Origin of the sequence: Pantoea piersonii (genome assembly GCF_003612015.1) — a bacterium.
Taxonomy (GTDB): domain Bacteria; phylum Pseudomonadota; class Gammaproteobacteria; order Enterobacterales; family Enterobacteriaceae; genus Pantoea; species Pantoea piersonii.
Genome location: NZ_RARB01000007.1, coordinates 88,057 through 114,432, shown reverse-complemented (window position 1 = coordinate 114,432; position 26,376 = coordinate 88,057). Strand labels below are relative to the sequence as shown.

General features: G+C 59.4%; 22 protein-coding genes. 15 read left to right on the top strand and 7 right to left on the bottom strand.

What is annotated here, in order from left to right; translation table 11 throughout:
• The first annotated feature begins 377 nt into the window (after window positions 1-377).
• The 4 genes from iolD to D7S44_RS17990 all read left to right on the top strand — a co-directional run bounded on the left by iolD (window position 378) and on the right by D7S44_RS17990 (window position 5,414).
• Window positions 378-2,318, top strand: coding sequence for a 3D-(3,5/4)-trihydroxycyclohexane-1,2-dione acylhydrolase (decyclizing) (gene iolD / locus D7S44_RS18005; protein WP_120457173.1), 1,941 nt, complete (start codon window positions 378-380; stop codon window positions 2,316-2,318).
• Window positions 2,319-2,374: 56 nt separating this feature from the next.
• Window positions 2,375-3,391 carry a bifunctional inositol 2-dehydrogenase/D-chiro-inositol 1-dehydrogenase gene (gene iolG, locus D7S44_RS18000; RefSeq protein ID WP_120457171.1) on the top strand — a complete coding sequence of 339 codons (1,017 nt, stop codon included), beginning with the start codon at window positions 2,375-2,377 and terminating at the stop codon, window positions 3,389-3,391.
• Between the two features lie 57 nt (window positions 3,392-3,448).
• On the top strand, window positions 3,449-4,345 hold the full coding sequence (gene iolE, locus D7S44_RS17995) for a myo-inosose-2 dehydratase (protein WP_120457169.1): 897 nt from the start codon (window positions 3,449-3,451) through the stop codon (window positions 4,343-4,345).
• A gap of 229 nt (window positions 4,346-4,574) precedes the next feature.
• Window positions 4,575-5,414: a MurR/RpiR family transcriptional regulator gene (locus D7S44_RS17990; protein WP_120457167.1), complete on the top strand. Its 840-nt coding sequence runs from the start codon at window positions 4,575-4,577 to the stop codon at window positions 5,412-5,414.
• Between the two features lie 67 nt (window positions 5,415-5,481).
• On the opposite strand, the gene iolB is transcribed toward D7S44_RS17990, so the two are convergent.
• Together iolB and D7S44_RS17980 are read right to left on the bottom strand one after the other, a co-directional pair.
• Window positions 5,482-6,294 carry a 5-deoxy-glucuronate isomerase gene (gene iolB / locus D7S44_RS17985; RefSeq protein ID WP_120457165.1) on the bottom strand — a complete coding sequence of 271 codons (813 nt, stop codon included), beginning with the start codon at window positions 6,292-6,294 and terminating at the stop codon, window positions 5,482-5,484.
• Window positions 6,295-6,380: 86 nt separating this feature from the next.
• The gene (locus D7S44_RS17980; RefSeq protein WP_120457164.1) at window positions 6,381-7,886 is read right to left on the bottom strand and encodes a CoA-acylating methylmalonate-semialdehyde dehydrogenase; all 1,506 of its coding nucleotides are present in this window, start codon (window positions 7,884-7,886) and stop codon (window positions 6,381-6,383) included.
• A 403-nt stretch (window positions 7,887-8,289) separates the two neighbouring features.
• On the opposite strand from D7S44_RS17980, the gene D7S44_RS17975 reads away from it, so the two are divergent.
• Window positions 8,290-9,105 carry a TIM barrel protein gene (locus tag D7S44_RS17975; protein WP_120457162.1) on the top strand — a complete coding sequence of 272 codons (816 nt, stop codon included), beginning with the start codon at window positions 8,290-8,292 and terminating at the stop codon, window positions 9,103-9,105.
• A 90-nt stretch (window positions 9,106-9,195) separates the two neighbouring features.
• On the opposite strand, the gene D7S44_RS17970 is transcribed toward D7S44_RS17975, so the two are convergent.
• Window positions 9,196-10,413 carry an MFS transporter gene (locus tag D7S44_RS17970; RefSeq protein ID WP_120457160.1) on the bottom strand — a complete coding sequence of 406 codons (1,218 nt, stop codon included), beginning with the start codon at window positions 10,411-10,413 and terminating at the stop codon, window positions 9,196-9,198.
• 228 nt (window positions 10,414-10,641) lie between these two features.
• Here D7S44_RS17970 and D7S44_RS17965 point away from each other — a divergent pair, with 228 nt between their 5' ends.
• From D7S44_RS17965 to D7S44_RS17950, 4 genes are all read left to right on the top strand, one after another.
• Window positions 10,642-11,355 (top strand): ABC transporter ATP-binding protein, encoded by a 714-nt coding sequence (locus tag D7S44_RS17965; protein WP_120457158.1) that lies wholly within the window; start codon window positions 10,642-10,644, stop codon window positions 11,353-11,355.
• Window positions 11,333-12,304 carry an ABC transporter substrate-binding protein gene (locus D7S44_RS17960; RefSeq protein ID WP_179256430.1) on the top strand — a complete coding sequence of 324 codons (972 nt, stop codon included), beginning with the start codon at window positions 11,333-11,335 and terminating at the stop codon, window positions 12,302-12,304. The genes D7S44_RS17965 and D7S44_RS17960 overlap by 23 nt, the downstream gene beginning before the upstream one ends.
• Before the next feature lies 1 nt (window position 12,305).
• Window positions 12,306-13,958, top strand: a complete 1,653-nt coding sequence (locus D7S44_RS17955) for an ABC transporter permease (RefSeq protein WP_120457156.1) — start codon at window positions 12,306-12,308, stop codon at window positions 13,956-13,958.
• 87 nt (window positions 13,959-14,045) lie between these two features.
• Window positions 14,046-15,092 (top strand): AI-2E family transporter, encoded by a 1,047-nt coding sequence (locus D7S44_RS17950; protein ID WP_120457154.1) that lies wholly within the window; start codon window positions 14,046-14,048, stop codon window positions 15,090-15,092.
• Here the strand turns inward: D7S44_RS17950 and D7S44_RS17945 are convergent.
• Window positions 15,089-15,772, bottom strand: coding sequence for a FadR/GntR family transcriptional regulator (locus tag D7S44_RS17945; RefSeq protein WP_120457152.1), 684 nt, complete (start codon window positions 15,770-15,772; stop codon window positions 15,089-15,091). The genes D7S44_RS17950 and D7S44_RS17945 overlap by 4 nt on opposite strands.
• Before the next feature lie 167 nt (window positions 15,773-15,939).
• Here D7S44_RS17945 and uxuA point away from each other — a divergent pair, with 167 nt between their 5' ends.
• The gene (gene uxuA / locus D7S44_RS17940) at window positions 15,940-17,127 is read left to right on the top strand and encodes a mannonate dehydratase (protein WP_120457151.1); all 1,188 of its coding nucleotides are present in this window, start codon (window positions 15,940-15,942) and stop codon (window positions 17,125-17,127) included.
• Between the two features lie 187 nt (window positions 17,128-17,314).
• Here uxuA and D7S44_RS17935 read toward each other — a convergent pair whose 3' ends face one another.
• Together D7S44_RS17935 and D7S44_RS17930 are read right to left on the bottom strand one after the other, a co-directional pair.
• Window positions 17,315-18,262, bottom strand: a complete 948-nt coding sequence (locus D7S44_RS17935; protein WP_120457150.1) for an ABC transporter substrate-binding protein — start codon at window positions 18,260-18,262, stop codon at window positions 17,315-17,317.
• 9 nt (window positions 18,263-18,271) lie between these two features.
• Window positions 18,272-19,036: a class II aldolase/adducin family protein gene (locus D7S44_RS17930; protein WP_120457149.1), complete on the bottom strand. Its 765-nt coding sequence runs from the start codon at window positions 19,034-19,036 to the stop codon at window positions 18,272-18,274.
• A 235-nt stretch (window positions 19,037-19,271) separates the two neighbouring features.
• Between D7S44_RS17930 and D7S44_RS17925 the strand changes: the two genes are divergently transcribed.
• A complete protein-coding gene (locus D7S44_RS17925; protein WP_120457148.1) occupies window positions 19,272-20,876 on the top strand; it encodes an EAL domain-containing protein in 1,605 nt (534 codons plus the stop codon).
• Window positions 20,851-21,810 (top strand): D-2-hydroxyacid dehydrogenase family protein, encoded by a 960-nt coding sequence (locus tag D7S44_RS17920; RefSeq protein ID WP_120457147.1) that lies wholly within the window; start codon window positions 20,851-20,853, stop codon window positions 21,808-21,810. Before D7S44_RS17925 ends, D7S44_RS17920 begins: the two co-directional genes overlap by 26 nt.
• Here D7S44_RS17920 and D7S44_RS17915 read toward each other — a convergent pair.
• On the bottom strand, window positions 21,799-22,194 hold the full coding sequence (locus D7S44_RS17915; protein WP_120457146.1) for a hypothetical protein: 396 nt from the start codon (window positions 22,192-22,194) through the stop codon (window positions 21,799-21,801). The two genes, D7S44_RS17920 and D7S44_RS17915, sit on opposite strands and share 12 nt — an antisense overlap.
• Before the next feature lie 438 nt (window positions 22,195-22,632).
• Here D7S44_RS17915 and proP point away from each other — a divergent pair, with 438 nt between their 5' ends.
• The 3 genes from proP to D7S44_RS17895 all read left to right on the top strand — a co-directional run bounded on the left by proP (window position 22,633) and on the right by D7S44_RS17895 (window position 26,367).
• Window positions 22,633-24,138, top strand: a complete 1,506-nt coding sequence (gene proP / locus D7S44_RS17905; protein WP_120457144.1) for a glycine betaine/L-proline transporter ProP — start codon at window positions 22,633-22,635, stop codon at window positions 24,136-24,138.
• Between the two features lie 175 nt (window positions 24,139-24,313).
• On the top strand, window positions 24,314-25,291 hold the full coding sequence (gene hemB / locus D7S44_RS17900) for a porphobilinogen synthase (protein ID WP_120457378.1): 978 nt from the start codon (window positions 24,314-24,316) through the stop codon (window positions 25,289-25,291).
• Window positions 25,292-25,395: 104 nt separating this feature from the next.
• On the top strand, window positions 25,396-26,367 hold the full coding sequence (locus D7S44_RS17895; protein WP_120457143.1) for a sensor domain-containing diguanylate cyclase: 972 nt from the start codon (window positions 25,396-25,398) through the stop codon (window positions 26,365-26,367).
• Window positions 26,368-26,376: the final 9 nt, after the last annotated feature.

Here is a 26,376-nt window from a genome sequence, read left to right as displayed (position 1 = left end):
GAACCAGGTAAAACTCTGCACCGCCTGCGCATCATGCGCGCGATGTTTCATCCGTTTCGCGCCGCTGCAGGGGTGTGAAGCGGATCGCAGAAAAAGCTAAGCCTCTGCAGGAAGCGACTGAATTAAAATGAAAACTTCCAGCTTCTCCGCTTTTCGCATTTCTTGTTTCACTTAGCCCGCTTCGCTGTCCCGTTAAAGCTGCGTTTCACGGTTAAATTTGATCTCAATCGCAAAATGAAATGTTTCTTCTGTAATCGTATTTTATGAAAAATATATTTGTTTATAATCGCTTCAAGTTTCAGTTACCTGCGGTCGCCTTTCGCGACACGCCACGTCGCTAACCTGTCACCAGGTTGCAGTATGTAAAGGAAAAGAATATGGCCACAATCAGAATGACCACCGCACAGGCGCTGGTTAAGTTTCTTGATAATCAATACATTAATGTCGACGGCGTGGAAACGAAGTTTGTGAAAGGCCTCTTCGCCATTTTCGGTCACGGCAACGTGCTGGGCCTGGGGCAAGCGCTGGAGCAGGACAGCGGCGATCTGATTGTGCATCAGGGCCGCAACGAACAGGGAATGGCGCACGCCGCGATGGGTTTCGCCAAACAGTCTCTGCGCCGCCAGATTATCGCCTGCAGCTCATCGGTCGGCCCGGGCGCCGCCAATATGATCACCGCAGCCGCCACCGCCACTGCGAACCGCATTCCGCTGCTGCTGCTGCCGGGCGACGTCTTCGCTACGCGCCAGCCCGATCCGGTGCTGCAGCAGATCGAACAGAGCTACGATCTCAGCATCAGCACCAACGACGCCTTCCGCGCCGTGAGCAAATACTGGGACCGCGTCAGCCGTCCCGAACAGCTGATGACCGCCTGCATTAACGCCATGCGCGTGCTGACCGACCCCGCCGAAACCGGCGCGGTGACGATCGCGCTGCCGCAGGACGTGCAGGGCGAAGCCTGGGATTTCCCGGACTACTTCTTCCAGAAGCGCGTGCACCGTCTCGATCGCCGTCTGCCGACCGCCGCGCAGCTTGATGACGCGCTGGCGCTGATCGTGCGCAAACGCAAGCCGATGATCGTGCTGGGCGGCGGCGTGAAATATTCTGAAGCGGGCGAGGCGCTGCGTCAGTTCGCCGAGCGTTACCAGATTCCGTTCGCTGAAACTCAGGCGGGCAAAGGCACGATCGTCTCTGACCATCCTCTTAACGTCGGTGGCGTTGGCGAAACCGGCTGTCTGGCCGCCAACCTGCTGGCGAAAGAGGCGGATCTGGTGATTGGCGTCGGCACCCGCTACACCGATTTCACCACCGCATCGAAATGGATTTTCCAGAACCCGGATGTCAGCTTCCTTAACGTCAACGTCAGCAATTTCGACACCTACAAGCTCGACGGCGTGCAACTGCTGGCCGACGCGCGTGAAGGGCTCGTCGCGCTGGCGGCGGGACTGGCGGATAAGAACTACAGCAACGACTGGGGCAGCCAGATCGAGCAGGCGCAGAGCAAGCTGCTGAAAGAGACGCAGCGCGTCTATCAGGTGGAATATACCGGCGACGGCTTTATTCCGGAGATTGCCGACCATATCGATCGCGACGCGGTATTTGCCGAATTTAATCGTCTGACCCAGTCAGTGCTCACCCAGAGCCGCGTGCTCGGCACGCTAAATGAGCAGCTCCCAAAGGATGCAGTGATTGTGGCGGCAGCGGGCAGTCTGCCGGGCGATCTGCAGCGCGTCTGGCGCACCCGCGACTACAACTCGTATCACGTTGAGTACGGCTACTCCTGCATGGGCTATGAGGTGAACGCCGCGCTGGGCGCGAAGCTGGCGCAGCCGCATCGCGAGGTCTACGCGCTGCTGGGCGACGGCTCTTTTATGATGCTGCACTCCGAGCTGGTCACCTCGATTCAGGAGCGCGCCAAAATCAACGTGGTGCTGTTCGACAACATGACCAACGGCTGCATTAACAACCTGCAGATGGAACACGGAATGGACAGCTTCACCACCGAATTCCGCTTCCGCAATCCAGAAGGCGGCAAGCTGGACGGCGGCTTCGTGCCGGTGGACTTCGCCGCCATCGCGGCGGGCTACGGCTGTAAAACCTATCGCGTCACTACGCTGGATCAGCTTACCGCGGCGCTGGAAGATGCGCGTAAGCAGACGGTTTCCACGCTTATCGACATCAAGGTGCTGCCGAAGACCATGGTGCATAAATACTTCAGCTGGTGGCACGTCGGCGTGGCGCAAGCCTCTGAATCCGAACGTGTACAGGCGGTAGCAGAAAAACTTAACGCCCATCTCGATCAGGCGCGTAAATACTGATTTCCGGCCGGGAAACCGGCCCTTTATTCCTCGCTATAAACCCTACAGGTGTAATTATGACTTTGAAACTAGGCGTTATCGGTGCTGGCGCAATCGGCCAGGAACACATTCGTCGCTGCAACAATGTCCTGCAGGGGGCAAAAGTAGTGGCGGTGTCGGATATTAACGTCGACGGCGCGCGCGCTGCGCTGCAGCGACTGAATATTGAAGCGGAAGTCTACGCAGACGGCCATCAGGTCATCCAGTCGCCGGAAGTGGATGCGATTCTGGTGACCTCCTGGGACCCGACGCATGAAGAGTTTACGCTGGCGGCCATCGCCGCTGGCAAACCGGTGTTCTGCGAAAAGCCGCTGGCGCTGAGCGCTGAAGGCTGTCGCCGCGTGGTGGATGCGGAGATCAAACACGGCAAGCGCCTGGTGCAGGTCGGCTTTATGCGCCCTTACGATGCGGGCTACCGCGCGCTGAAAAAAGTGATTACCGAAGGCGGCATCGGCGAACCGCTGATGCTGCACTGCGCGCACCGCAACCCGGCCGTGCCGGAGAGCTATACCACTGATATGGCGATCACCAATACGCTGATCCACGAGCTGGACGTGCTGCGCTGGCTGACCAACGACGACTATAAAAGCGTACAGGTGGTCTTCCCGCGCGTGACCTCAAAATCGCATGCGCGCCTGAAAGATCCGCAGATCGTGCTGTTTGAAACCCAGAAAGGGGTGCGCATCGACGTCGAGATCTTCGTTAACTGTGCCTACGGTTACGATATCCAGTGTGAAGTCGTTGGTGAAACCGGCATCGCCAGACTGCCGGAACCCGCCTCGGTGCAGCTGCGCAGCGAAGCCAAACTCTCTACCACTATCCTGACCGACTGGAAAGATCGCTTTATCGAAGCGTATGACGTCGAACTGCAGGCCTTTATCAATGACGTGAAAGCGGGCCAGCTTACCGGCCCGTCCGCCTGGGACGGCTTCGCCGCCTCAGTGGCCGCCGATGCCTGCCTGAAGGCGCAACAGAGCGGCGCCATCGAGCCGGTTGAAATGCCGCCGCGTCCGGCTTTCTACGACAAGAAATAAGCGTTTTCCTCTCCTTGCGGGCGGCTGCGGCCGCCCCGACCTGTCAGGACTAAACAGATGAACAAAGAGAACGTAAAACTGGCTATCGCGCCGATTGGCTGGACCAACGACGACATGCCGGAGCTGGGCAAAGAGAACACATTTCAGCAGACGGTGAGCGAAATGGCGCTGGCGGGCTTTACCGGCAGCGAAGTTGGCAGCAAATACCCGCGCGATCCGGCGGTGCTGAAGCCGATGCTCGATATTCGCGGCATTGAGATTTGCAACGCCTGGTTCAGCACCTTCTTCGCCAACGGTGACAAGGCGAAAACCATCGATGAATTCGTCAATCATATGAACTTCCTGCACGCCATGGGCGCGCGCGTGATTGGCTGCTCTGAGCAGAGCAAAAGCATCCAGGGCACCACGCTGCCGGTGCTGGAGCAAAAGCCGATTTTCACCGACGAAGAGTGGCGCCTGACGGCCGAAGGCTACAACGAACTGGCGGAGATCGCCGCTGCGAAAGGGATGCGCGTAACGCTGCACCATCATATGGGCACCGGCATTCAGACCGTGGAAGAGATCGACCGCTTTATGGCGCTGACCAATGATACTGTCGGATTGCTCTACGACACCGGCCATATCTACTATTCCGAAGGCTCACAGCAGGCGATGCTCGACGTGCTGCAAAAATATCTGCCGCGTATTTTCCATGTGCATCTGAAAGATGTGCGTGATGAGGTGGTCGCAGAGGTGCGTGACAATCATCTCTGTTTCCTCGACGGCGTGAAGAAAGGCACCTTCACCGTGCCGGGCGACGGCGTTATCGACTTCAGGCCGGTGTTTAAGATCCTGGATGATTACGGCTATAAAGGCTGGATGGTGGTGGAAGCGGAGCAGGACCCGGCGCTGGCTAACCCGTTTGAATATGCGGTGAAAGCGCGCAAATATATTCGCGAAAACGCCGGGCTGTAAGGGCTTCTCCTGTGCGATCCTGCGCCGCCTGACGGCGCGCAGGATCCTCAACTCCGCTTTATTTCTGGGTTTTCATCGCCATTCCCGCCACATTCCCCGCATTATGTGAGGCAATTCATAAACCCATGAAATAAAGCCCGCATCGGGCGCAAACAAATGAAATTTTCCATTCATCTGGTACTATAGCGCTCATTATCCAGCCATATTTCTTTTTTAACGGGCCGAAGTAATGACCAACAATCCTACCCAACTCTCCCTGTTACAGGATGATATTCGTCGACGCTACGAAACGCTGAGCAAGCGACTGAAGCAGGTGGCTCGTTATATCCTTGATAACAGCAACAGCATCGCCTTTGATACCGTGGCTTCTATTGCCGCTCAGGCTGACGTTCCGCCGTCAACGCTTATTCGCTTCGCTAACGCGTTCGGTTTCAGCGGCTTCAACGAAATGAAACAGGTTTTTCGTCAGCACCTGATGGAAGAGACGGTTAACTATACCGAGCGTGCGCGCCTGTTCCGTCAGACCGCCACCGACGACGCCGCGACTTCGCCGGAAAGCCCAGTAGAAATCCTTAACGTCTTTACCATGGTCAACAGTCAGGCGCTGCAACAGCTGGCGATGCAGATCAATCCCGACCAGCTTAACAAAGCGGTGCAGTTGCTGAATGACGCTGAGAATATCTATGTAATTGGCCTGCGCCGCTCGTTCAGCGTCGCTTCCTATCTGGTCTATGCGCTGCGCCATCTTGAGCGCCGCGCTTTCCTGATCGACGGCCTGGGCGGCATGTTCACCGAACAGCTCAGCCTGGTAAACCCGAAAGATGTCGTTATCGCCATCAGCTACTCTCCTTACGCGCGCGAAGCGGTAGAGCTGGTAGAGATGGGCGCGAAGCGCGGCGCGCATCAGATCGCTATTACAGACAGCCAGGTGAGCCCGCTGGCGGCCTTCAGCGACGTCTGTTTTGTAGTGCGTGAAGCGCAGGTGGATGGCTTCCGCTCGCAGGTCGCTTCGCTCTGTCTGGCGCAAACGCTGGCGGTATCGCTGGCGTTAAATAATGCTAGCGCCTGATTACGGGTTTTGAGAATAAAAAGGGCAACCCTGCGGTTGCCCTTTTCTTTTATGAACGCCGCTTCTGCTAGCCGCGCGGATAATTATCGCTGTTAACCCAGGCGTGATCTTTCTCCCAGGTAAATTTCCACAGCCGCACCGGCCCCGCCATCACGTTCAGATAGTAGTTGTTATAACCGGCAATTGTCGCCACCGGATGGTAGCCGCGCGGCACCGTCACGACGTCGCGGTTATAAGGCGCCATACAGGCATCAAGCGAGCGGTCGTCAGTGTAGACGCGCTGCATAGCGAACCCCTGCTCAGGATCGAAACGGTGATAGTAGGTCTCTTCCAGATAGGTTTCGTTTTCGCTCTCTTGATCGTGCTTGTGGCTGGGATAGGAGCTGGTATCGCCCTCGTCGGTATAGACCTCTACCACCAGCAGGCTATCGGCTGGCTTATCGTCCGGCAGTATATTATGCACCAGACGCTTATTGCGCCCTTTGCCGCGGTGTTCGACGCCGACGTCCGCTGGCGCGATCAGACGCGCCGGCAAATTACCCTGGCTGGGCGCGTTGCAGACCGCCAGTTCCAGATCGCTGTCAGCGACGATCTCCACTTCATCGTTATGCGGCACATAAACAGAATAAGGCGGAACGCGCTCAAACGGCGACATACGCTTGCCGATGCCAGGGAAGTCTGCGTGGCGCGTTTTTACCGAAGCGAGTCCCGCTACCAGCACCAGACAAAGCTCTTTGTCGCCGCTGCTCAGTCGCAGAGTGTCGCCCTTTTTCAGCAGGTAGGCGTCAAAGCCGACATAGCGCCAGCCCGCGCTTTCCGGCGTCACGTGCTGGATACGACCGCTGGCGTCCGGCTGCTGCGCTTTTGCAAGAAAAGACATTCCCACTCTCCTTTTTAACGTGAAAACAAGAAGCTACAGGCGCGTTTCCGCTGGCCTGTAGCTGTTATCATGACGTTGCGCGCTTATTAGCTCAGCGTCGGCATGCTGAATTCCGATACCGTCTGCTGGCCGCTCGGCCAGCGCGCCGTAGCGGTCTTCATGCGGGTGTAGAAACGCACGCCGTCCGGCCCGTGCACGTTAAGCGCGCCGAACACTGAACGTTTCCAGCCACCGAAGCTGTGGAACGCCATCGGCACCGGCACCGGTACGTTGACGCCGACCATGCCCGCTTCCACGTTCTGCACGAACTCGCGCGCCGTGTTGCCGTTGCTGGTGAAAATGGCGCTGCCGTTACCGAACTCGTGGCTGTTCACTAACTGCAACGCGCTGGCGTAGTCTGGCGCACGCATAATGCTCAGCACCGGCCCGAAAATCTCTTCGCGCCAGATAGTCATATCTGACGTCACGTTATCGAACAGCGTGCCGCCAACGTAGTAGCCTTCAGCGTGGCCCGGCACCTGGAAGTTGCGGCCGTCAACCACCAGCTTCGCTCCTTCCTGCTCGCCTTTATCGATATAGCCCAGCACTTTTTTCTGATGCGCGGCGGAGACAACCGGCCCCATCTCATTCTCATCTGCGCCCTGCTTAATGCCAGGTCCGACGCGCAGCGCTTTGATCAGCGGCGTCAGGCGGGCGATCAGCTTGTCAGCAGTATCGTCGCCGACCGCGACCACGACCGGCAGCGCCATGCAGCGTTCGCCGGCGGAGCCGAATGCGCCGCCCATAATGGCGTTCACCGTCGCGTCGAGATCGGCGTCCGGCATGACGATAGCGTGGTTCTTCGCCGCGCCGAATGCCTGCACGCGTTTGCCATGGGCGCTGGCGGTTTTGTAGATGTGCTCGGCGACGCCGGAAGAGCCGACGAAGCTCACCGCCGCGATGCGCGGATCTTTATAGAGCTGCTCGGCATCTTCGTTAGAAGAGTGCACCACGTTAAACACGCCGTCCGGCAGACCTGCTTCTTTCAGCAGCTCCGCCATACGCACCGCTGCGGAAGGGTCGAGCGCAGGCGGCTTGAGCACAAAGGTGTTGCCACAGGCCAGCGCGATCGGGAACATCCACAGTGGCACCATCGCCGGGAAGTTAAACGGCGTAATGCCCGCAACCACTCCCACCGGCTGCATCAGCGAGTAGCTGTCGACGCCTGTGCCTACGTTTGCCGAATATTCGCCTTTAATCAGATGCGGGATGCCGCAGGCAAACTCAACCACTTCAAGCCCGCGCGTCAGCTCGCCCTGTGCATCCGACCACACTTTGCCATGTTCAGAGACGATCAGTTCGGCCAGTTCGTCGCGGTGCTGCTCCATCAGCGCCTTGAAGTTAAACAAAACGCGCGCGCGGCGCAGCGGCGAAGTTTTCGACCAGGCGGGGAAGGCGTCATGCGCCACTTTAATCGCTTCGGCGACTTCTGCGCCGGTGCTCTGCGTTAACTCGCGCACCACTTTGCCGGTCGCCGGGTCATAAACAGGGATGGTTTCGTTGCTGGCGCTGTAGGTAATCTGACCGCCAATGAAGTTTCCTGTGATATTCATTTCATAGCCTCTTAAGATGTGTGAGTTCCCTGCAGAGCCTTAGCGTGACGCCACGCCGTCTGACCAGGCAAAACCGAAAGCATGCTAAGAAGCTATTACAGTGAAATAAATTTTTCAAATAAAACTTTTTGAGAAATTCCCTTTTAGCGGCATGGATCGCATTTTCGCGACCGAAGCCGAAAACCGCGCGCTGACAGGGCGCAGCGCCCGGATTAAGCCGCCCTGAACAGCAGGTTTTTCGTCAGCCCGGGCGCGCTAAACCGGCGCGACAACGGCGGAAAATGAAATTATTGAGAGGCAGATCTCAACCTTTAAATTTCATAATTCACTATTTATGAAATAAATGTTTTCTTTGGCCCCAGCCTATTTATCTTTCCTCTTGCATCACTACAGGAGCTGCAGCATGGCCATCGACCCGACCCGTTTCTGTATTAACCGTAAAATTGCGCCGACCCTTTCTTTAGAAGCGTTTTTCCAGCTGGTTCAACGCCTGGGCCTGAATAAAGTTGAACTGCGTAACGACATGCCGAGCGGCAAGGTGTGCGACGATCTGACTTATGAGCAGACGCGCGCCCTGTTAACGAAGTACAACATCGAAGTGGTCACCATTAACGCGATTTATCCATTCAACCGCGTGGATGAGGCGTTGCTGGCGAAAACCGACGCGCTGCTGCAGGACGCGCAGGCGATCGGCGCGAAAGCGCTGGTAATGTGCCCGCTGAACGAAGGCGTCAACATTGCGCCGGACGACACGCTGGCGGCGCTTCGCACGCTTGCGCCGCGCTTTGCGCAGCATGGCGTCCAGGGACTGGTAGAGCCGCTGGGCTTCCCGGTCAGCTCTCTGCGCTCGGCGGTGCAGGCGCAGCAGCTTATCCGCGACGCCCAGGCGCCCTTTAAGCTGGTCATCGACACCTTCCATCATCATCTGTATGAGAACGCCGAACAGGAGTTTCCGGCAGAAATCGATGTCAACATGATCGGCCTGGTGCATCTCTCCGGCGTGGAAGATACGCGCCCCACCGCAGAACTGACCGACGAAGAGCGCATTATGCTGAGCGATCGCGACGTGCTGAACAGCGTGGCGCAGGTGAAACGGCTGGAGATGCTTGGCTACAAGGGCATCTACGCCTTCGAGCCGTTCTCGTCTGAACTTAACAGCTGGACGCCTGCTGAAATTGAGCGCCAGATTCGCCACAGTATTGAACTACTGCAGGCCTGACTGTCATGCGGCGGGCCAGTAGCCCGCCGCGTCGCCCTACCCTTATCTGTGTCCTGGACACATTTTGGCCTCGGTCGGAGGCCGTTTTTTTTAATTCTCTTTCACTTCTGCTGATGTCTCTGGTAGCCGTCGGGTTAGCCGCAGCGTGCAGAACAGTCCCAGACAAACCAGCAGCCCTGTCAGCAGATAGACCAGCGGCACCCCGGCAAAACTCATGATAAATCCCGCTACCGGCCCGGTAATCCCCAGCGCTAAATCCATAAAGGCGGTATAGGTCGCCAGCGCGCTGCCCTGATTCGCCTGCGGCACCGCTTTCACTGCGACCACGCCGAGCGCCGGAAAGACCAGCGAAAAACCGGCGCCGGTCAGTAGTGCGCCGGTTTTCGCCATCCAGGGATCGAATGCGCCCGCCACCAGAAACAGACCGACCGCTTCCACCGCCAGACAGGCGCTGGCGACGCGCAGCCCGCCGAGACGGTTGATCGCGTTGGGGAACAGCAGGCGCGTGCCGACAAAGGCCGCGCTGAACAGCGTCAGCGCGAAAGCCGCGCCGTCCCACCCTTTCGCCTGATAAAACAGGGTAATAAAGGTGGCGATCACGCCAAATCCCGCCGATCCCATCGCCAGAATCAGACCGAAGCCGTAAATCTTGCCGAGCACGTCGCGGAACGGCAGCGGACGCGCGCGGCTGCCCTTCACCGCCGGGCGCGGCAGCGCCAGCGCTATTGCCAGCGCGCAGATGGCAATAATCACCGCGGAGAGCAGCAGCAGACCGCCGTGACGATAGATGATGACGCCAAGCGGCGCGCCCAGCGCCATCGCGCCGTAGGTGCAGATGCCGTTCCACGAGATAACACGGCCGATATGCAGCGAGCCGACGCGCGCGACGCCCCACAGCGAGGTGCCGGTGCCGGTAAAGCTCTGCCCGATGCCAAGAATGACGCGCCCGATGCAAAGCAGCGCCAGGCTGGCGATCGGCGATGCCGCAAGCCAGGTCGCCAGCAGATAGCAGACCCCGCTGAGCAACACGCCCACCAGCCCCAGCACCACTACGCGCTTAGGCCCCCAGATATCGGCGTAGCGCCCGGCATGGGGACGACTCAGCAGCGTCGCCAGGTACTGCAGGCTGATCACCACCCCCGCCCAGAAAGCGCTGTAGCCGAGCTGGTCATGCACCATGCCTGGCAGCACCGCCAGCTGCAGGCCGATGGTGAGATAGCTGGCGAAGTTGTAGATCACGATCGAGATAATCAGAAGGGTTAATCCGACGCCCTTATGAGCAGGTTCCGCTGCGGGTTGATCTGGCATGACAAAGTGCGCTCGTGGTTGACTGAGTTTTATCTACAGCTTGCCACCATCAGCGGAATATTTCGAGCCGCCGCCGCGCCTGGGAGGCGGTTTTAGTCATCGGGTCGTCATAATCGCCGCCTACACTCGCGCCATAAGTCCCAAAGAGGATAACAATCTGATGACGCTCCTGAGTTTTCAGGCGCGCCTGTTCTTCGTCCAGCCCGCGTGCCTTCGCGGAGGTGGTCGATGACGCGCGCTTCCCTGCCTGTCTCTGTAAAAGCGGTCAGCTGGTCCATCAGTCGCCAGCCGGTCCTGCACAACCTGTCGTTTGATATCGCCGCTGGCGAAACCCTGGCCCTGCTCGGCCCGTCTGGCTGCGGCAAAAGCACCCTGCTGAAACTGCTGGCTGGCCTGAACCAGCCGGAAAGCGGCGAAATCTGGATTGGCGATCGCTGCGTCGCCAGCGCCCGCCATTCGCTGCCGCCCGACGCACGCCAGCTCGGCATGGTCTTTCAGGATTATGCGCTCTGGCCGCATATGAGCGTTGGTGAAAACGTCGCCTTTCCGCTGCGCATGCGCGGCGTGGGGAAAAAGTCGCGCGAAGAGCAGGCCCGCGCCATGCTGGCGCGCGTCGGTCTTGACGGTTTCGCGGCGCGTAAGCCTGCTGCGCTCTCCGGCGGGCAGCAGCAGCGCGTGGCGCTGGCGCGTGCGCTGGTGGCTGAACCGGCCATTCTGCTGTTTGACGAACCGCTTTCCAACCTCGACCGCGACCTGCGAGAAACACTGGTGCACAGCATGAAGGCGCTGCTGCGCCAGTCTGGCACCACTGCCGTCTACGTAACCCATGACCGCGACGAAGCGGAGATTATCGCCGATCGCACCCTTCATCTGGCGCAGGGCCAGATTGTGTCCATTACCCAATCCTCAGGGGAACCCTATGTCTTTTCTCAAGCCCGTTAAAACAGGAGCGATGTTAACGATGCTGCTGACCTCTGTCGCAATGATGAGTGACGCCCATGCGCTGACGGTGTACACCGCTGGCCCCGGCTCGCTGGCGAAAAGCCTGGCGGCTGGATTCGAAAAACAGACCGGTATTAAGGTGAATATCTTTCAGGCCACGACCGGCAAGGTCATGGCGCGGCTGGAGGCCGAGCAGGCCAGCCCGCAGGCCGACGTATTGATTTCCGCCTCGTGGGATATCGCCGAAGATCTGCAACAGCGCGGCTGGCTACAGCCCTATCAAAGCCCCAACGCCGCAAAGGTGCCAGACGCCTTTAAAACCGCCGACTATGTGGCACAGGGCATCTCCGCGCTGGGCATCGTATGGAATACCAAAAGCGGCACGCCGGAGCCGAAAAACTGGCAGGACCTCACCGGCCCGGCGTTCAAAGATAAGGTCACCACGCCGGATCCGGCGCTCTCCGGCGCATCGCTCGATCTGCTGGCTGGTCTGCAAAACAGCGAAGGCGAAAAAGCCTGGACGCTGTTCCAGCAGCTGAAACAGAACGGCATGGTGGTCAGCGGACCGAACGCGCAGGCGGTCACGCCGGTGCTGCAGGGCGCGAAGGCGGCAGTATTCGGCGCGGTGGACTATGTCACCTACAACAATATCGCCCAGGGCGAAGCGGTGAAGGTGATCTTCCCGGAAAGCGGCACCGTGGTCGCGCCGCGTCCGATGATGATCCTGAAAAGCAGTCAGCACGCTGACGACGCGAAGAAATTCGTCGACTACGTGCTTTCTGATGAAGGTCAGCAGCAGGTGGCGAACGCCTGGCTGATGCCCGCGCGCACCGATATCAAGGCGCAGCGGCCGCTGATTACCGAGATCCGACTGCTGCCGATGCCGCAGGAGAGCAACGCTGACCGCGCGTCGATTCTGAAGCGCTTCGCGACGCTGTTCGGACAGTAAGATGTCGCGCGTCCTGAACAGCCTGATCCTGCTGGCGCTCGGCATACTGGTGGCGCTGCCGCTGCTGTTTATTGTGCTGCAGGCGATATTTCCGCAGCTGGGTGCCGGAAGCTGGCAAGGCGCATTCAGCGCACTGCCGCGCCTGTTAACCGACGACGCGCTACTGCCGATGGGATTCGGTACGCTGAAAGTGGGTCTGGGCGTGGTGCTGTGCAGCCTGATTATCGGGTTGCCGCTCGGCGTGCTGCGCGGCCTGTTTCGCCTGCCCGGTAGCGCGCTGTGGGACCTGCTGTTTCTGGTGCCCTTTCTTACGCCGCCCTATATCGCGGCGCTGAACTGGACGCTGGCGCTGCAGCGCAACGGCTATGTGCAGCAGCTTACCGGCCTCGATCTGGAGAGCCTGCTGTTCAGCGCCAGCGGCATCACCCTGGTGATGACGATCAATATCTTTCCGGTGGTCTATTTCGCCGTATCGCGCGCGCTGATGGCGAGCGGGCAGCGGCTGGCGCTGGTGGCGCGCGTGCACGGCGCGTCGGCATGGCGCGCCTTCTGGCACGTTACGCTGCCCCTGCTGCTGCCCGCGCTGGCGGGCAGCGCGCTGCTCGCCTTCACGCTGGCGATTGATGAATATGGCGTGCCGGCGGCGCTCGGCGCGCGCGCTGGCCTCACCCTGATGACGGTCGGTATTGAGCAGAAGCTGTCGGACTGGCCGATCGATTTACCCGGCGCGGCGATGCTGTCGCTGCTGTTGAGCCTGGTCGCGCTGGCCGCCTGGTTTGCTCAGCGCCATCTGACCGCCGCGCAGGATGTCGCCACTATTGGCGGCAAGCCCGCGGCCAGCGAAGCGGTCAGCGCAGGCATCTGGACCTTGCCGATAGTGCTGCTGTTTGCGCTTACGGCGCTGGTCGCCGTTGCGCTGCCGCTCTGCTCGATGACGCTGAGCGGCCTGCTCGATACCCTGTCGGGCGGCCTCAGCGGCGCGAATCTGACGCTGCGCCACTTCGCCGCGCTCTTTTCGCAGCAGGGCGATACGCTGAGCGCCTTTTCTACCAGCATCGGGCTGGCGTTTGGCGCGGCGCTGCTAACCGGCGCGCTGGGTTTTCTGGTGGCGTGGCGCGTGGCGGAGGGCAAGAGCCGCGCGCTGGCCCTGCTGGATGGTCTGGCGCTGCTGCCTGCGGCGATCCCTGGCGTGGTCATCGGCGTCGGCCTGATCCTGCTGTGGAACCGCAGCTTCTGGCCGGTCTCGCCCTACAACACGCCAGCCATTCTGCTGCTCTCCTACTGCTGTCTGCTGCTGCCCTGGCCGGTGCGCTACGTCAGCAGCGCGCTGCGTCAGCTCGCGCCGACGCTGGAGCCAGCGGCGCGTGTACACGGCGCGTCGCGCCTTCAGGCGCTGCGTCTGGTGGTCTTCCCGCTGGTGTCGCCCAGTTTGCTGGCGGCGATGATGATGGTGTTCGCCGTCGCCTCCCGCGAGCTGGTGACCTCGCTGCTGCTGGCACCCGCCGGTGTACAGACCGTCGCCCTGTTTATCTGGCGTCAGTTCGAACAAGGCTCGGTGGGACAAGGCATGGCGATGGCGACCTTAACGCTGATCGCCACGCTGGCGCTGATGCTGGGCGCGACGGCGCTGCTGCAGCGCAGTAAAAAAGTCTGATTATCGTTACGCTTTCATAGCAGAATCAGGCGTTTAATTGCCGTTCAGCTACACTACTCTCTGCGGTCTGGCTTTTCGGGAGAGGGAATGAGCGAACAACAGCAGGAAAAAATAGGACAAAGCATTCTGATTAAGCTGGCGATGCTGGTGATTATTCTCGCCGGGATCCGCGCCGCGTCCGAAATTATGGTGCCCTTTTTGCTGGCCGCCTTTTTCGCCATCGTGTTGAATCCTATCGTCACCTTTTTAATGCGGCGCGGCTGGCGGCGCGGGCTGGCGATCACGGTAGTGATTACGGTGATATTTATCGTTATTTTGCTGCTGGTGGCGGTGCTCGCCAGCTCGGTAAGCGAATTCTCCGATATCTATCCACAGCTGCGCACCACCATGGAGAGGAAGATGAGCGTGGTGCAGCATCTGGCGGCGGGCATCGGCATTCACGTCTCGACCACGACGCTGGTGCAGCGTTTCGATCCCAATATGCTGATGTCGTTCGCCACCGTCGCGCTGACGCAGTTCTCCGGCATGATGAGCAATTTCGTGCTGCTGATCCTGACGGTGGTGTTTATGCTGTTTGAAGTGCGTCACCTGCCCTACAAGATGCGCAATGCCCTGACCAACCCGCAGATCCGCATCGCCGGGCTGCACAGAGCGCTGAAAGGCGTAACCCACTATCTGGCGCTGAAGACGCTGATCAGCCTGATTACCGGCGTAGCGGTGTGGGGCTGCCTGTTTCTGCTTGATGTTAAGTTCGCGCTGCTGTGGGGCGTGGTGGCTTTTATTCTCAACTACATTCCCAATATCGGCCCGATTATCGCCGGCATTCCGCCCGTGTTGCAGGCGTTGCTGCTTAACAGCCCTTACGACGCGATGCTGGTGGCGGCGCTGTTTATCGCCATTCATATGGTGTTCGGCAATATGCTGGAGCCGCGCGTTATGGGGCGCGGCTTAGGGCTGTCGACGCTGGTGGTGTTCCTTTCGCTGATTTTCTGGGGCTGGCTGCTGGGGCCGGTCGGCATGCTGCTCTCCGTGCCGCTGACCAGTATTACCAAAATCCTGATGGAAACGACGCCGGGCGGCAGCCGACTGGCGATCATGCTCGGCGCGGGCCGCCCTAAGCGCCATAAAATCTAACCCAGCAGCCGCTGCTGCACCTGCGCCAGATGGCTCTCCATTGCGGCGCGCGCGGCGGCGGCATCGCCCGCCTCTATCGCGGCGGCGATCTGCTGGTGGTCGCGGTTCATCTCCTGGGTAAAGGCGTTGTCGGCAAAATGACTCTCCAGCCGCCGGAAACGCGCGCTGTCGCGCTTGTTCCAGAGATACTCCATCAGGTCGCGCAGTACCTCGTTGCCGCTCATTTCGCTAATCAGCAAATGAAAGCGTTTATCCTGATCGAGAAACTCCGCGTCGTTGGCGTTGTAGCGCAGCAGCGTATCGGCCAGCGCGCGCAGCTGGTCGCGCTGCGCCGGGCTGCCGTTTCGCGCCGCCATCTCCGCCAGCATCCCTTCAAAAGCGAGACGCGCCTGTAACAGATCCTCCAGGCTGAAATCCGCCTCCGCCACGGGGCCAGTGGCCTGCGGCAGCGGCTGCATCACATAGACGCCGTTGCCGGTGCGAATATCCACCCAGCCGGTCATCTCCAGCGCAATCAGCGCTTCGCGCACCGAAGAGCGGCTGACGCCCAGCTGCTTCGCCAGCTCGCGCTCCGGCGGCAGCGCCGCGCCTGGGGCGAACTCGCCGCGTTTGATACTTTCCATTATCGCGTTAGCGATCTGGCGATAAAGACGTTCCGTTTTCAGCACAGGCAGCGCCATATTTTTTCTCCTGTCAGCAGCGGTGCAGCGTAGCATAAGCCGCGCGCCCTTTCCGACAGACGCAATTCACTGCGCTGCGATCGCGATCACGGCCTTTCCCGTCAGGCTAGCATACTCTTGGTCCAGCGGCCTGACCACTGGGCCAAATTTGCGGCTAAGGAGTAAAAATGGAACATACATGGCGCTGGTACGGCCCCAACGATCCGGTTTCGTTAGACGATGCGCGTCAGGCAGGCGCGACCGGCATCGTTACCGCTTTGCACCATATTCCGAACGGCGAAGTCTGGCCGGTTGAGGAGATTAAAGCGCGTCAGGCGCTGCTGGCTGAAAAGAACCTGGTCTGGTCGGTGGTGGAGAGCATTCCGGTACACGAGGCGATCAAGACGCAGCGCGGCGACTATCAGCGCTATATCGCCAGCTACCAGCAGTCGATCCGCAACCTGGCGGCCTGCGGCATCGAGACGGTCTGCTACAACTTTATGCCGGTGCTCGACTGGACGCGCACCGATCTCGCCTGGACGCTGCCGGACGGCGCGAAAGCGCTGCGCTTTGACGCGGACGCCTTTGCCGCTTTCGAACTCCATATTTTGCAGCGTCCCGGCGCGCAAGAGGATTATTCAGCGGCGGAACAAGAGACCGCCGCGCGCTGCTTCGCCGCCATGAGCGACGATGAGAAAGCCTTGTTAACACGCAATATTATCGCCGGTCTGCCGGGCGCAGAAGAGGGCTATACGCTGGATCAGTTCCGCGCCCAGCTGGCGCAGTATGACGGCATCGACAAGGCGAAGCTGCGTGAACATATGGCGACGTTTTTGCGCGCCATCGTGCCGGTCGCCGAAGAGGTCGGCATCAAGCTGGCGGTGCATCCGGACGATCCGCCGCGCCCTATTCTCGGCCTGCCGCGCATTATCTCCACCGAGGAGGATATGCAGTGGCTGAAGGAGACGGTGGACAGCCTGCATAACGGCTTCTGTTTCTGCACCGGCTCTTACGGCGTGCGCGCCGATAACAATCTGACGCAGATGGCGGCGCGGTTCGCGGATCGCATCAATTTTATCCACCTGCGCGCCACGCAGCGCGAAGCCAATCCCAACAGTTTCCATGAGGCGGCGCATCTGGCGGGCGATGTGGATATGGTCGGCGTGATCAGCGTGATTCTGGCGGAGGAGCAGCGCCGTCGGCGCGCGGGAGAGAAAGACGCCATTCCGATGCGTCCCGATCACGGCCATCAGATGCTCGACGATCTGCACAAGCGCACCAATCCGGGCTATTCGGCGATTGGCCGTCTGAAAGGGCTGGCGGAGCTGCGCGGCGTCGAGCTGGCGCTGCGCCAGACGCTGTATAACGATCGGTAATATCAGTTACGGCGGCAGGTATGGCGGAAGAGCCAGCACAGAAACGCAGAGCGCTGGCGTGTTATGCGCACCTCAGGGATGAGGCGCCTGTCTGCGTAAGGCGGGCCAGCATGGCGGCTTGACGCCATGCTGGTCGCAGCATCGCTTAGCGGCGAAACGCGCCATATCGGTGCCTGGCCTCTCCGGCTTACTCTGGAAACAGGCTCCGATCGGTAATCGCCGCCACGTCTACCCTGTTCGGCAAAATCTTCAGCTCGCTGAAGAGATCCGACACCTTCTGTACTTTCGCAATATCCTCTGGCGTCACGGCGCGAATGCCGTGCGAAATGCGCGCGGTAATTTTCTCCGCATCGGCGGGCGGCAGGCGCGTCAGCTGCGCATAAACCTGGTTGTAGGCCGCCTTGTGGGTCAGCGCCCATGCACGTGCTTTCGCCAGCCGCTGGACAAAATCGGCGATCGCGGCACGCTTGCCGGGATCGTCCAGCGACTGCCGGGTAGCGGTCACGAAGGAGAGCGCGGTGGTCAACCCCGTACCGTCGCGCAGCAGGCGCGCGCCATGCTGCTCGGCGATGCCGAGGTAGGGATCAAAAGTCGCCCAGGCACCAATCTGCCCGGCATTAAAGGCGGCGCTGGCGTCGGTCGGCAGTACAAAGCGCACCGGCACGCTGTCGCGCGGCACTTTCGCCTCGCCCAGCGCTTCATAGAGCAGATGTTGCGAAATGCTGCCGCGCGCCGACGATATCACGACCTGTTTGCCCGCCAGCTCCTTTACGCTGCGCACCGGCGAATCGGCGGGCACGATCAGCCCGTTTGCGCCCGCGTCGCCGACGTTGGTGGCGATGATTTTCAGCGGCACGCCGCCGGATGCCGCCATCAGCACCGGCAGATCGCCTGCGTAAGAGGTATCGACCGCGCCGGCGCGCTGCGCTTCAAACAGCGGCGCCGCGCCCTGAAAGTTAGCCCAGCGATAATGATAAGGCGCATCCTTGAGCACGCCGGATGCCTCCACCAGCGAGCGCAGATTGCGCGCCTGATCGCCCAGCACCAGCGTTACCTCGCTGAGATCGGGCGCCGCCTGCGCCAGTGTGCTGGCGCTCAGCAGCAGCGCCGCCGCAAACACCTTGAGTCTGTTCATTGCCGCTCCTTACAGCGCGTTGCGGTTGAGCTGGCGAATATAGGCATCCCAGTGCAGCTGATACTTTTTGTTGCGGATGCTGTTATCAAACGCCTGCGCTGCCTTTTCTGACACCGCGTCCGGCAGAATAATCAGCTCCGCGCCGCCCGACTGTGCAGCCAGCTGCGCCTGGCAGGCGCGCTCAAGGTAGTAGAGGTTATAAAACGCCTCTTCGATGCTGCCGCCCGCAGTCAACAGGCCATGGTTGCGCAGGATCAGCGCGTTCAGGGTGCCGAGATCCGCTACGATGCGCTGCTGCTCGTCGAGATCGAGCGCGATCCCTTCGTAATCGTGATAGCCGACGCGGTTGTGAAAACGCGTGCTGTGCTGCGAAATCATCAGCAGCCCCTGCTTTTGCGCCGACACGCCGATGCCTGCCGCCGTATGCGTATGCATGACTGCATGTGCATCCGGGCGGGCACGGTGGATGGCGCTGTGGATCACAAAGCCCGCCGGATTGATCCCCAGCCCGGTGGGATCGTCGATGATATTGCCGTCGATATCGATCTTGACCAGCGTTTCCGGCTGGATCTCGTCAAAAGTCTGCCCGTAAGCGTTAATCAGAAAATGCGGCCGATCGCCCGGCACGCGCAGCGAAAAGTGGGTGTAGATATGGTCGGTCCAGCGCAGCTTCGCCGCCAGATGGTAAGCCTGCGCCAGCTTAACGCGCGCCTGCCATTCCGCATCGGAAATGCGCTGTTGAAGGGAAGATGATGCCAGGGTTGCCGTACTCATATACGCCTCTTGTACGCGATTCAGTGTGGCGTCATGGTGACACGGCGTTTTTGCCGCTGGGAAATACCAAAAGCGGCAAAACATTGTCAATAAATGCAAAGCGCGGTCGATACTTGATCTGTATCACCTGCTCGCCGGAGCAAAACGCTACCCTGCACGGCCTGAGGGCGTGTTATGCTGCGCTGATTAAATTTGCACCTCCTCACAGACGCATCCACATTCAGAGGAATTCGCGGTGCCGCCGTTAAAACGAAAACGCGACTACGCCAGAATAATTATTATCTTGTCCGGGGTGCTGCCCTTGCTGCTCGGCATCCTGTTTACCGCTATCGACGCACGGCACACCGTTCAGCAGCAGCAGCTCAGCGCCGCCAGCACCCTGCTCTCGCAGGCAGAAAAAATGAGCGACAGCGCCTGGGATATGATTACCTGGCTACGCCGTTTTCAGTATCAGCCCTGCAGTGCGTTTGAGGATGAGCTGCAGCGCGCCGGCACCCTCAACGCCTATTTCCGCGCCATCGGTAAAATGGAGGGGCAAAAAATTACCTGCTCCTCGGCTTATGGCATGAATCCCGGCACATTAAGCGAAATGATGCGGCGCGCGCCGCCGGTAACCGGCAAAGCCTGGTGGAGCCTCTCTCTCGCCGGTACGGCTGCCGTACCGCAGCGTCCGGCAGTGATTTTCGTGCGGCAGCTGGCGGATAACCAAAGCTTCTGGGCGATTATCGACGGCCAGTATCTGATTGATTTTATGAACGCCATCGGCGAGTCGCGCGGCTACCGGCTCAGCATGCGCTTTAGCGACGGCGCGCCGATCTCCGCCGGAAAAGCGACTCCGCTTCACGCCAGCCTTTTTAGCGATCAGATTTATCAGGCGCAGTCGAACCGTTATCCCATCAGCGTGACAATCGAGACGCCCGGCTCGGAGATCATGCGCGCCTGGCGACAGGTGACCTTTATTTTCCTGCCGATGACGGCGATCCTCTCTATTTTGCTGATGGTGCTGACCGCCAACTGGCTACAGCGTCGCATCTCCTGGCGCGATGAGATCCGCCGCGCCATCAATGCGCGCCACTTCTCGGTGCACTACCAGCCGGTCTATAACAACCAGACTCAAACCTGTACCGGCGCCGAAGCGCTGCTGCGCTGGACGCTGCCGAACGGCGACACTATCCGGCCCGATATCTTTATCAGCGCCGCCGAGGCGGAAGGCATGATTGTGCCGCTGACGCGTCACCTGCTCGACCTCATTGCCGAAGATGTTCAGCAGTGGAAAATCGAGCCTGGCTTTCATATCGGCATCAACGTTGCCGCCGATCATCTGCAACACCCGGCCTTCGTTGAGGATATGGCCAGTTTCGCCGATAAAATTAAACATACGCCGCTGCAGATTACGCTGGAGCTGACCGAGCGCAGCCTGATCAAAGATGGCGAAGATGTGGCAAGAAAGCTCGATCGCCTGCGCGCCGACGGGATGAAGGTGGCGATTGATGATTTCGGCACCGGGCACTGCTCGCTGAGCTATCTGCAAACCTTCGCGCTGGACTATCTGAAAATCGATCGCGGCTTTATCAACGCCATTGAGTCGCTGACGGGGGAAACGCCGGTGCTGGATGCGATTATCACGCTCAGCCATAAGCTGCAGCTGGAAGTGCTGGGCGAAGGCGTAGAGACGCCGTTGCAGTATCTCTACCTGCGCCAGCGCGGCGTGACCTTTATTCAGGGCTACTATTATGCTTTGCCCATGGATAACGACGCGTTCATCGACTGGCTCGCTGAGCATCAACACCAGCCGATGCGCACAGAGGTCCCTGATGACGCTCAACTGCACCCTTCTTGATGACTACCAGAACGTAGCGCTGACGCTGGCCGACTGGTCTTCGCTACAGCCCACAGTCCAGACTCGCTCGCTGCAGCAACATATCGCCGATGATGAGCCGCTTATCGCTGCGCTTGCCGACAGTGATATTCTGGTGGCGATGCGCGAACGCACGCCACTCACGGCCGCCCGTCTGGCGCGCCTGCCGCGACTGAAACTTATCGTTACGTCCGGCATGCGCAATGCCGCCATCGATCTTGAAGCCTGCCGCGCGCGCGGCATCGCGGTATGCGGCACCGAGAGCAGCAGTGCCCCGCCGCTGGAGCTAACCTGGGGTCTGCTGCTGGCGCTGGCGCGCCATATCGTGGCGGAGAATCAGGCGCTGCGCAGCAACGGTCCCTGGCAGCAGCATCTTGGAATCGGGCTTGAGGGCAAAACCCTGGGGCTGATCGGGCTGGGTAAGATTGGCGGCGGGATGGCGAAGGTGGCTCAGGCGTTCGGCATGCGCGTTTGCGCCTGGAGCCAGAACCTCACCGCCGGGCGCGCGGCGCAGTGCGGCGCTTCGCTGATGCCGTCGCTGCAGGCGCTGCTGGCGGCGAGCGATGTGGTGTCGATACATCTGGTGTTAAGCGAGCGCACGCATCATTTACTGGATGGCGCCGCGCTGGCGCAGATGAAGCCGGGCGCGCTGCTGGTGAACACCTCGCGCGCGGGCCTGGTGGATCAGCAGGCGATGATCGCCGCGCTGCGTTCGGGCCAGCTGGCTGGCGCTGCGCTGGACGTATTTGATACGGAGCCGCTGCCCGCCGATCACCCGCTGCGGCAGCTGCCGAACGTGCTGGCGACGCCGCATCTGGGCTATGTCGCCGACAGTAATTACCGGCGTTACTTTACGCAGGCGGTGGAGGATATTGCGGCCTGGCTGCAACATCAGCCGCTGCGCTCACTGCTTTAGCCGCCCTGCGCGCAGCTTTCTTACTGCGCGCAGCGCCACTTCAACACTCTCATCCGGGCAATGTGTCGCCGTTATCGCGCTTTTTTTCGCCGCTAATCGCTGGTTGATGCGCGCCAGCGTCGGCATCAGCTGCTGATACTCTTCTTCCGGCAGCGCCTTTAATGGGCTGCGCTGCGCGTTCCTGACGCAAAGCCAATCGTTTGCGCGCGGAAGCCTTTTTTGCGCGAAAGGGGCCCGCGGATAGCGAGCAAGCCAGACGCTGCACGGCGTCTCTGACACAGGATGAAGTAGAGCAAACGAAGCGTAGCGGGTAAGTTTCTTTTCTGTACTGTCAATGGCTGACAGCCAGGGGTTTTCAAAGGGCGCAGTCTCTTTCCTTACCATCGATCCTCCATTGACAGTGAGGCGCAAAGTATTACTGAATAACGCCATAGCGGCAAGATGGGCTGCGCCTGACGTCAACGCGCTGCCGCAGAGGAGTTGAGCCGCCCAGAGCTGACGCGCCTGCGCCAGATTGATCGCCTTTACATTTTTAGAAAAAACCGCTGTCGCAAAACCGCTTTTTTACCGCTTTATCCCACCGCTGGCTTAGCCGCTATCGTCGGCAAAAAAGGCCGCTATCAGTCCAAACATGACAAATATCAAAGAAAAACGGTATACTCTGCCACTTGTCGCAATAATTTCAACACTAATTATTGCGCATAGTAGCCAGTGGAAAATTCTGCCAAACGGCTATGCTTAAATTTTCTCAATGCCGCGGACTGTTTCGTTCAATCGGTTCGCGACCTTGAGGACTTTCATGTGCTATTACAGGGTAAATCTATGAAATTACGTAGGAAGCGTGTCAAACCTATTGGGCTGGATGACGTCACTATTATTGATGACGCCCGTTTGCGCAAAGCCATTACCGCTGCGTCGCTGGGCAATGCGATGGAATGGTTCGATTTTGGCGTCTACGGCTTTGTTGCCTACGCGTTAGGTAAAGTCTTTTTCCCTGATGCCTCGCCAGGCATTCAGATGATTGCCGCACTCGGCACCTTCTCTGTTCCCTTTCTGATTCGACCGCTGGGCGGCCTTTTCTTCGGCATGCTGGGCGATAAGTATGGGCGCCAGAAAATCCTCTCTATCACCATTGTGATTATGTCGATCAGTACCTTCTGTATTGGTCTGATACCCTCTTACGCCTCGATTGGCATCTGGGCACCGATTCTGCTGCTGTTAGCCAAAATGGCACAGGGCTTCTCGGTGGGCGGCGAATATACCGGCGCCTCGATCTTTGTCGCCGAATACTCGCCCGACCGTAAACGCGGTTTTATGGGCAGCTGGCTCGACTTCGGTTCAATCGCAGGCTTCGTGCTCGGCGCGGGCATCGTCGTGCTGATCTCCGCGATTATCGGCGAAGCGAAGTTTATGGAATGGGGCTGGCGTCTGCCGTTCTTCCTCGCGCTGCCGCTCGGCATTATCGGCCTCTACCTGCGCCACGCGCTGGAAGAAACCCCTGCCTTCCAGCAGCACGTTGAGAAACTGGAGCAAGGCGACCGTGAAGGCTTGCGCGACGGCCCGAAAGTGTCGTTTAAAGAGATCGCCAGCAAGCACTGGAAAAGCCTGCTTGCCTGTATCGGTCTGGTGATCGCCACGAACGTCACCTACTACATGCTGCTGACCTACATGCCGAGTTATCTGTCGCATAACCTGCACTACTCGGAAGATCACGGCGTGTTGATCATCATCGCGATTATGCTCGGCATGCTGTTTGTGCAGCCGGTGATGGGGATGTTGAGCGACCGCTTCGGCCGTCGTCCTTTCGTGATTATTGGCAGCATCGCGCTGCTGATCTTCGCCATTCCGGCATTTATGCTGATTAACAGCGGCGTGCTGGGGCTGATTTTCGCCGGTCTGCTGCTGATGGCGGTGATCCTCAACGCCTTTACCGGCGTAATGGCGTCGTCGCTGCCGGCGATGTTCCCGACGCATATCCGCTACAGCGCGCTGGCGAGCGCCTTTAACATCTCCGTACTGATTGCCGGTCTGACCCCAACGCTCGCAGCATGGCTGGTGGAAACCACCAATAATCTCTATATGCCAGCCTACTACCTGATGGTGGTGGCGGTAATCGGCCTGATTACCGGCATTTATATGAAAGAGACGGCGAATAAACCGCTGCGCGGCGCGACGCCTGCCGCATCTGACCTCGAAGAAGCGCGTGAGATCCTGCAGGAGCACCACGACAATATCGAGCAGAAAATCGAAGATATCGACGTGGAAATTGCCCGCCTCGAAGAAAAGCGTAAAAACCTGGTACAGCAGCATCCCGACATCAACGAATAAAGCCTTTAATGCCCGCCGCACGGCGGGCTTTTTTTTGCGTAACTGGCAGGCTGATAAGCGCGCCAGAAGCGCAACGTGTTCCGCGCTATTTCTACCATCGCCGCACACATTCTTCATTTCCGCGCGTTAAAAGGAGTAGACTAACGCTACTTTTTTCACCTGCGTAAGAATGAATATGTCTGATTTTTCTCTGCTCCAGCGTCCAAGAAGGCTGCGCTCCAGCCCGGCGATGCGTGAACTCTTCCAGGAAACCTCCCTCAGCCTGAACGACCTGGCGCTGCCGATTTTCGTTGAGGAAGGCGTTGACGATTACAAAGCGATTGAAGCGATGCCGGGCGTAATGCGCATTCCGGAAAAGCGTCTTGCTTATGAAATTGAGCGTATCGCCAAAGCGGGCATTCGCTCAGTGATGACCTTCGGTATTTCGCACCACACCGACGCTACCGGCAGCGATGCCTGGAATGAAAACGGCCTGGTGGCGCGCATGTCGCGCATCTGTAAAGAGACGGTGCCGGAAATGATCGTTATGTCCGACACCTGTTTCTGCGAATACACCAGCCACGGCCACTGCGGCGTGCTGTGCGATCACGGCGTCGATAACGACGCGACGCTGATTAATCTCGGCAAGCAGGCGGTAGTGGCAGCAGCGGCGGGCGCGGACTTTATTGCGCCGTCGGCGGCGATGGACGGCCAGGTTAAGGCGATCCGTCAGGCGCTTGACGCGGCGGGCTTTACCCAGACCGCCATCATGTCCTATTCCACCAAGTTCGCCTCATCGTTTTACGGTCCGTTCCGCGAAGCGGCCGGCACCGCGCTGAAAGGCGATCGTAAAACCTATCAGATGAACCCGATGAACCGCCGCGAAGCGATTCGCGAGTCGCTGATTGACGCTGCTGAAGGCGCGGATTCGCTGATGGTGAAACCGGCCGGCGCCTACCTTGACGTGCTGCGTGAAATCCGCGACCGTACCGAGCTGCCACTGGCGGCGTATCAGGTCAGCGGTGAATACGCGATGATCAAATTCGCCGCTCAGGCGGGCGCGATTGACGAGCGTAACGTGGTGCTGGAAAGCCTGGGCGCGATTAAACGCGCCGGCGCTGACCTGATTTTCAGCTATTTCGCCCTTGATCTTGCAGAACAAAAAGTGCTCTGATCCCGCCTGAGATGTTGCCGCCTTAATGGCGGCAGCATCTCTTTTAGCCCTTGCGGCCACACCAGTTTCGCTTCACCTGCATAAATAAAGATAAGAGTACCGCGATGAAAGCACCTCAGTACCCGGCTAATGAGGCGCAACGCCTTACCGAACTGCACGAGATTAAAATCCTTAATACGCCGCCGGAGGAGCGCTTTGACCGCCTGACGCGTCTGGCGCGTCGTCTGTTTAACACGCCCGTGGCGCTGGTCAGCCTGGTGGAAGCCAGCCAGCAGTGGTTCAAATCCGTTTCCGGCCGCTATGACGCCCTGAGTACGCCGCGCGATATCTCGTTTTGCGGTCACGCTATTCTGCAGGACGACATCATGGTGGTGGAAAATACGCTTAACGACGAGCGGTTTCACGATAACCCGCTGGTGACCGGCGAGCCCCATATTCGTTTTTATGCTGGCTGTCCGCTGCGCGGGCCAGGCGGCGTTAACGTCGGCACGCTCTGCATTCTCGGCCCCGAGCCGCGCGACTTCAGCGCCGACGATCGCGCAACGCTGCGTGACCTGGCGGCGCTGGCCGAAGCTGAACTGGCGGCGTTTCAGACCGCGACCTGCGATGAGCTCACGCAAATCACTAACCGTCGCGGTTTTATGACCCTTGGGCAGCTGGTGCTTAACGACTGCCTGTTAAAGCAGCGCCCAGCCAGCCTGACCTTTCTCGATCTCGATAAGTTTAAGCAGATCAACGATACCCTCGGCCATCGCGAAGGCGACCGCGCGCTGATGGATTTCGCCGACGCGATGAAGGTCTGCTTTAGCCACCACGACCTTTTCGCACGACTGGGCGGCGACGAATTCGTCGTGCTGTTTAACGGCCTGCGTCAGCCGGAAGCGGAAGCGCTGCTGACTGACTTTGAACGTTATCTGCAACAGCAGGCCAGCAGCCTGAATCGTCGTTACGCGCTGCACTTCTCGTCAGGCGTGGTCGAGTTTGACGCCGCCCACCCGCAAAGCCTGGAGCGGATGCTGGAAGGGAGCGACGCACGCATGTACGCCGCTAAAAAGAGTAAGAAAGCGCAGCTGTAACCTGCGCGA

Bases quoted from the DNA above. Each gene is read 5' to 3' on its own strand.
- iolD (WP_120457173.1), top strand. From the start codon at position 378: ATGGCCACAATCAGAATGACCACCGCACAGGCGCTGGTTAAGTTTCTT.
- iolG (WP_120457171.1), top strand. From the start codon at position 2,375: ATGACTTTGAAACTAGGCGTTATCGGTGCTGGCGCAATCGGCCAGGAA.
- iolE (WP_120457169.1), top strand. From the start codon at position 3,449: ATGAACAAAGAGAACGTAAAACTGGCTATCGCGCCGATTGGCTGGACC.
- D7S44_RS17990 (WP_120457167.1), top strand. From the start codon at position 4,575: ATGACCAACAATCCTACCCAACTCTCCCTGTTACAGGATGATATTCGT.
- iolB (WP_120457165.1), bottom strand. From the start codon at position 6,294: ATGTCTTTTCTTGCAAAAGCGCAGCAGCCGGACGCCAGCGGTCGTATC.
- D7S44_RS17980 (WP_120457164.1), bottom strand. From the start codon at position 7,886: ATGAATATCACAGGAAACTTCATTGGCGGTCAGATTACCTACAGCGCC.
- D7S44_RS17975 (WP_120457162.1), top strand. From the start codon at position 8,290: ATGGCCATCGACCCGACCCGTTTCTGTATTAACCGTAAAATTGCGCCG.
- D7S44_RS17970 (WP_120457160.1), bottom strand. From the start codon at position 10,413: ATGCCAGATCAACCCGCAGCGGAACCTGCTCATAAGGGCGTCGGATTA.
- D7S44_RS17965 (WP_120457158.1), top strand. From the start codon at position 10,642: ATGACGCGCGCTTCCCTGCCTGTCTCTGTAAAAGCGGTCAGCTGGTCC.
- D7S44_RS17960 (WP_179256430.1), top strand. From the start codon at position 11,333: ATGTCTTTTCTCAAGCCCGTTAAAACAGGAGCGATGTTAACGATGCTG.
- D7S44_RS17955 (WP_120457156.1), top strand. From the start codon at position 12,306: ATGTCGCGCGTCCTGAACAGCCTGATCCTGCTGGCGCTCGGCATACTG.
- D7S44_RS17950 (WP_120457154.1), top strand. From the start codon at position 14,046: ATGAGCGAACAACAGCAGGAAAAAATAGGACAAAGCATTCTGATTAAG.
- D7S44_RS17945 (WP_120457152.1), bottom strand. From the start codon at position 15,772: ATGGCGCTGCCTGTGCTGAAAACGGAACGTCTTTATCGCCAGATCGCT.
- uxuA (WP_120457151.1), top strand. From the start codon at position 15,940: ATGGAACATACATGGCGCTGGTACGGCCCCAACGATCCGGTTTCGTTA.
- D7S44_RS17935 (WP_120457150.1), bottom strand. From the start codon at position 18,262: ATGAACAGACTCAAGGTGTTTGCGGCGGCGCTGCTGCTGAGCGCCAGC.
- D7S44_RS17930 (WP_120457149.1), bottom strand. From the start codon at position 19,036: ATGAGTACGGCAACCCTGGCATCATCTTCCCTTCAACAGCGCATTTCC.
- D7S44_RS17920 (WP_120457147.1), top strand. From the start codon at position 20,851: ATGACGCTCAACTGCACCCTTCTTGATGACTACCAGAACGTAGCGCTG.
- D7S44_RS17915 (WP_120457146.1), bottom strand. From the start codon at position 22,194: ATGGTAAGGAAAGAGACTGCGCCCTTTGAAAACCCCTGGCTGTCAGCC.
- proP (WP_120457144.1), top strand. From the start codon at position 22,633: ATGAAATTACGTAGGAAGCGTGTCAAACCTATTGGGCTGGATGACGTC.
- hemB (WP_120457378.1), top strand. From the start codon at position 24,314: ATGTCTGATTTTTCTCTGCTCCAGCGTCCAAGAAGGCTGCGCTCCAGC.
- D7S44_RS17895 (WP_120457143.1), top strand. From the start codon at position 25,396: ATGAAAGCACCTCAGTACCCGGCTAATGAGGCGCAACGCCTTACCGAA.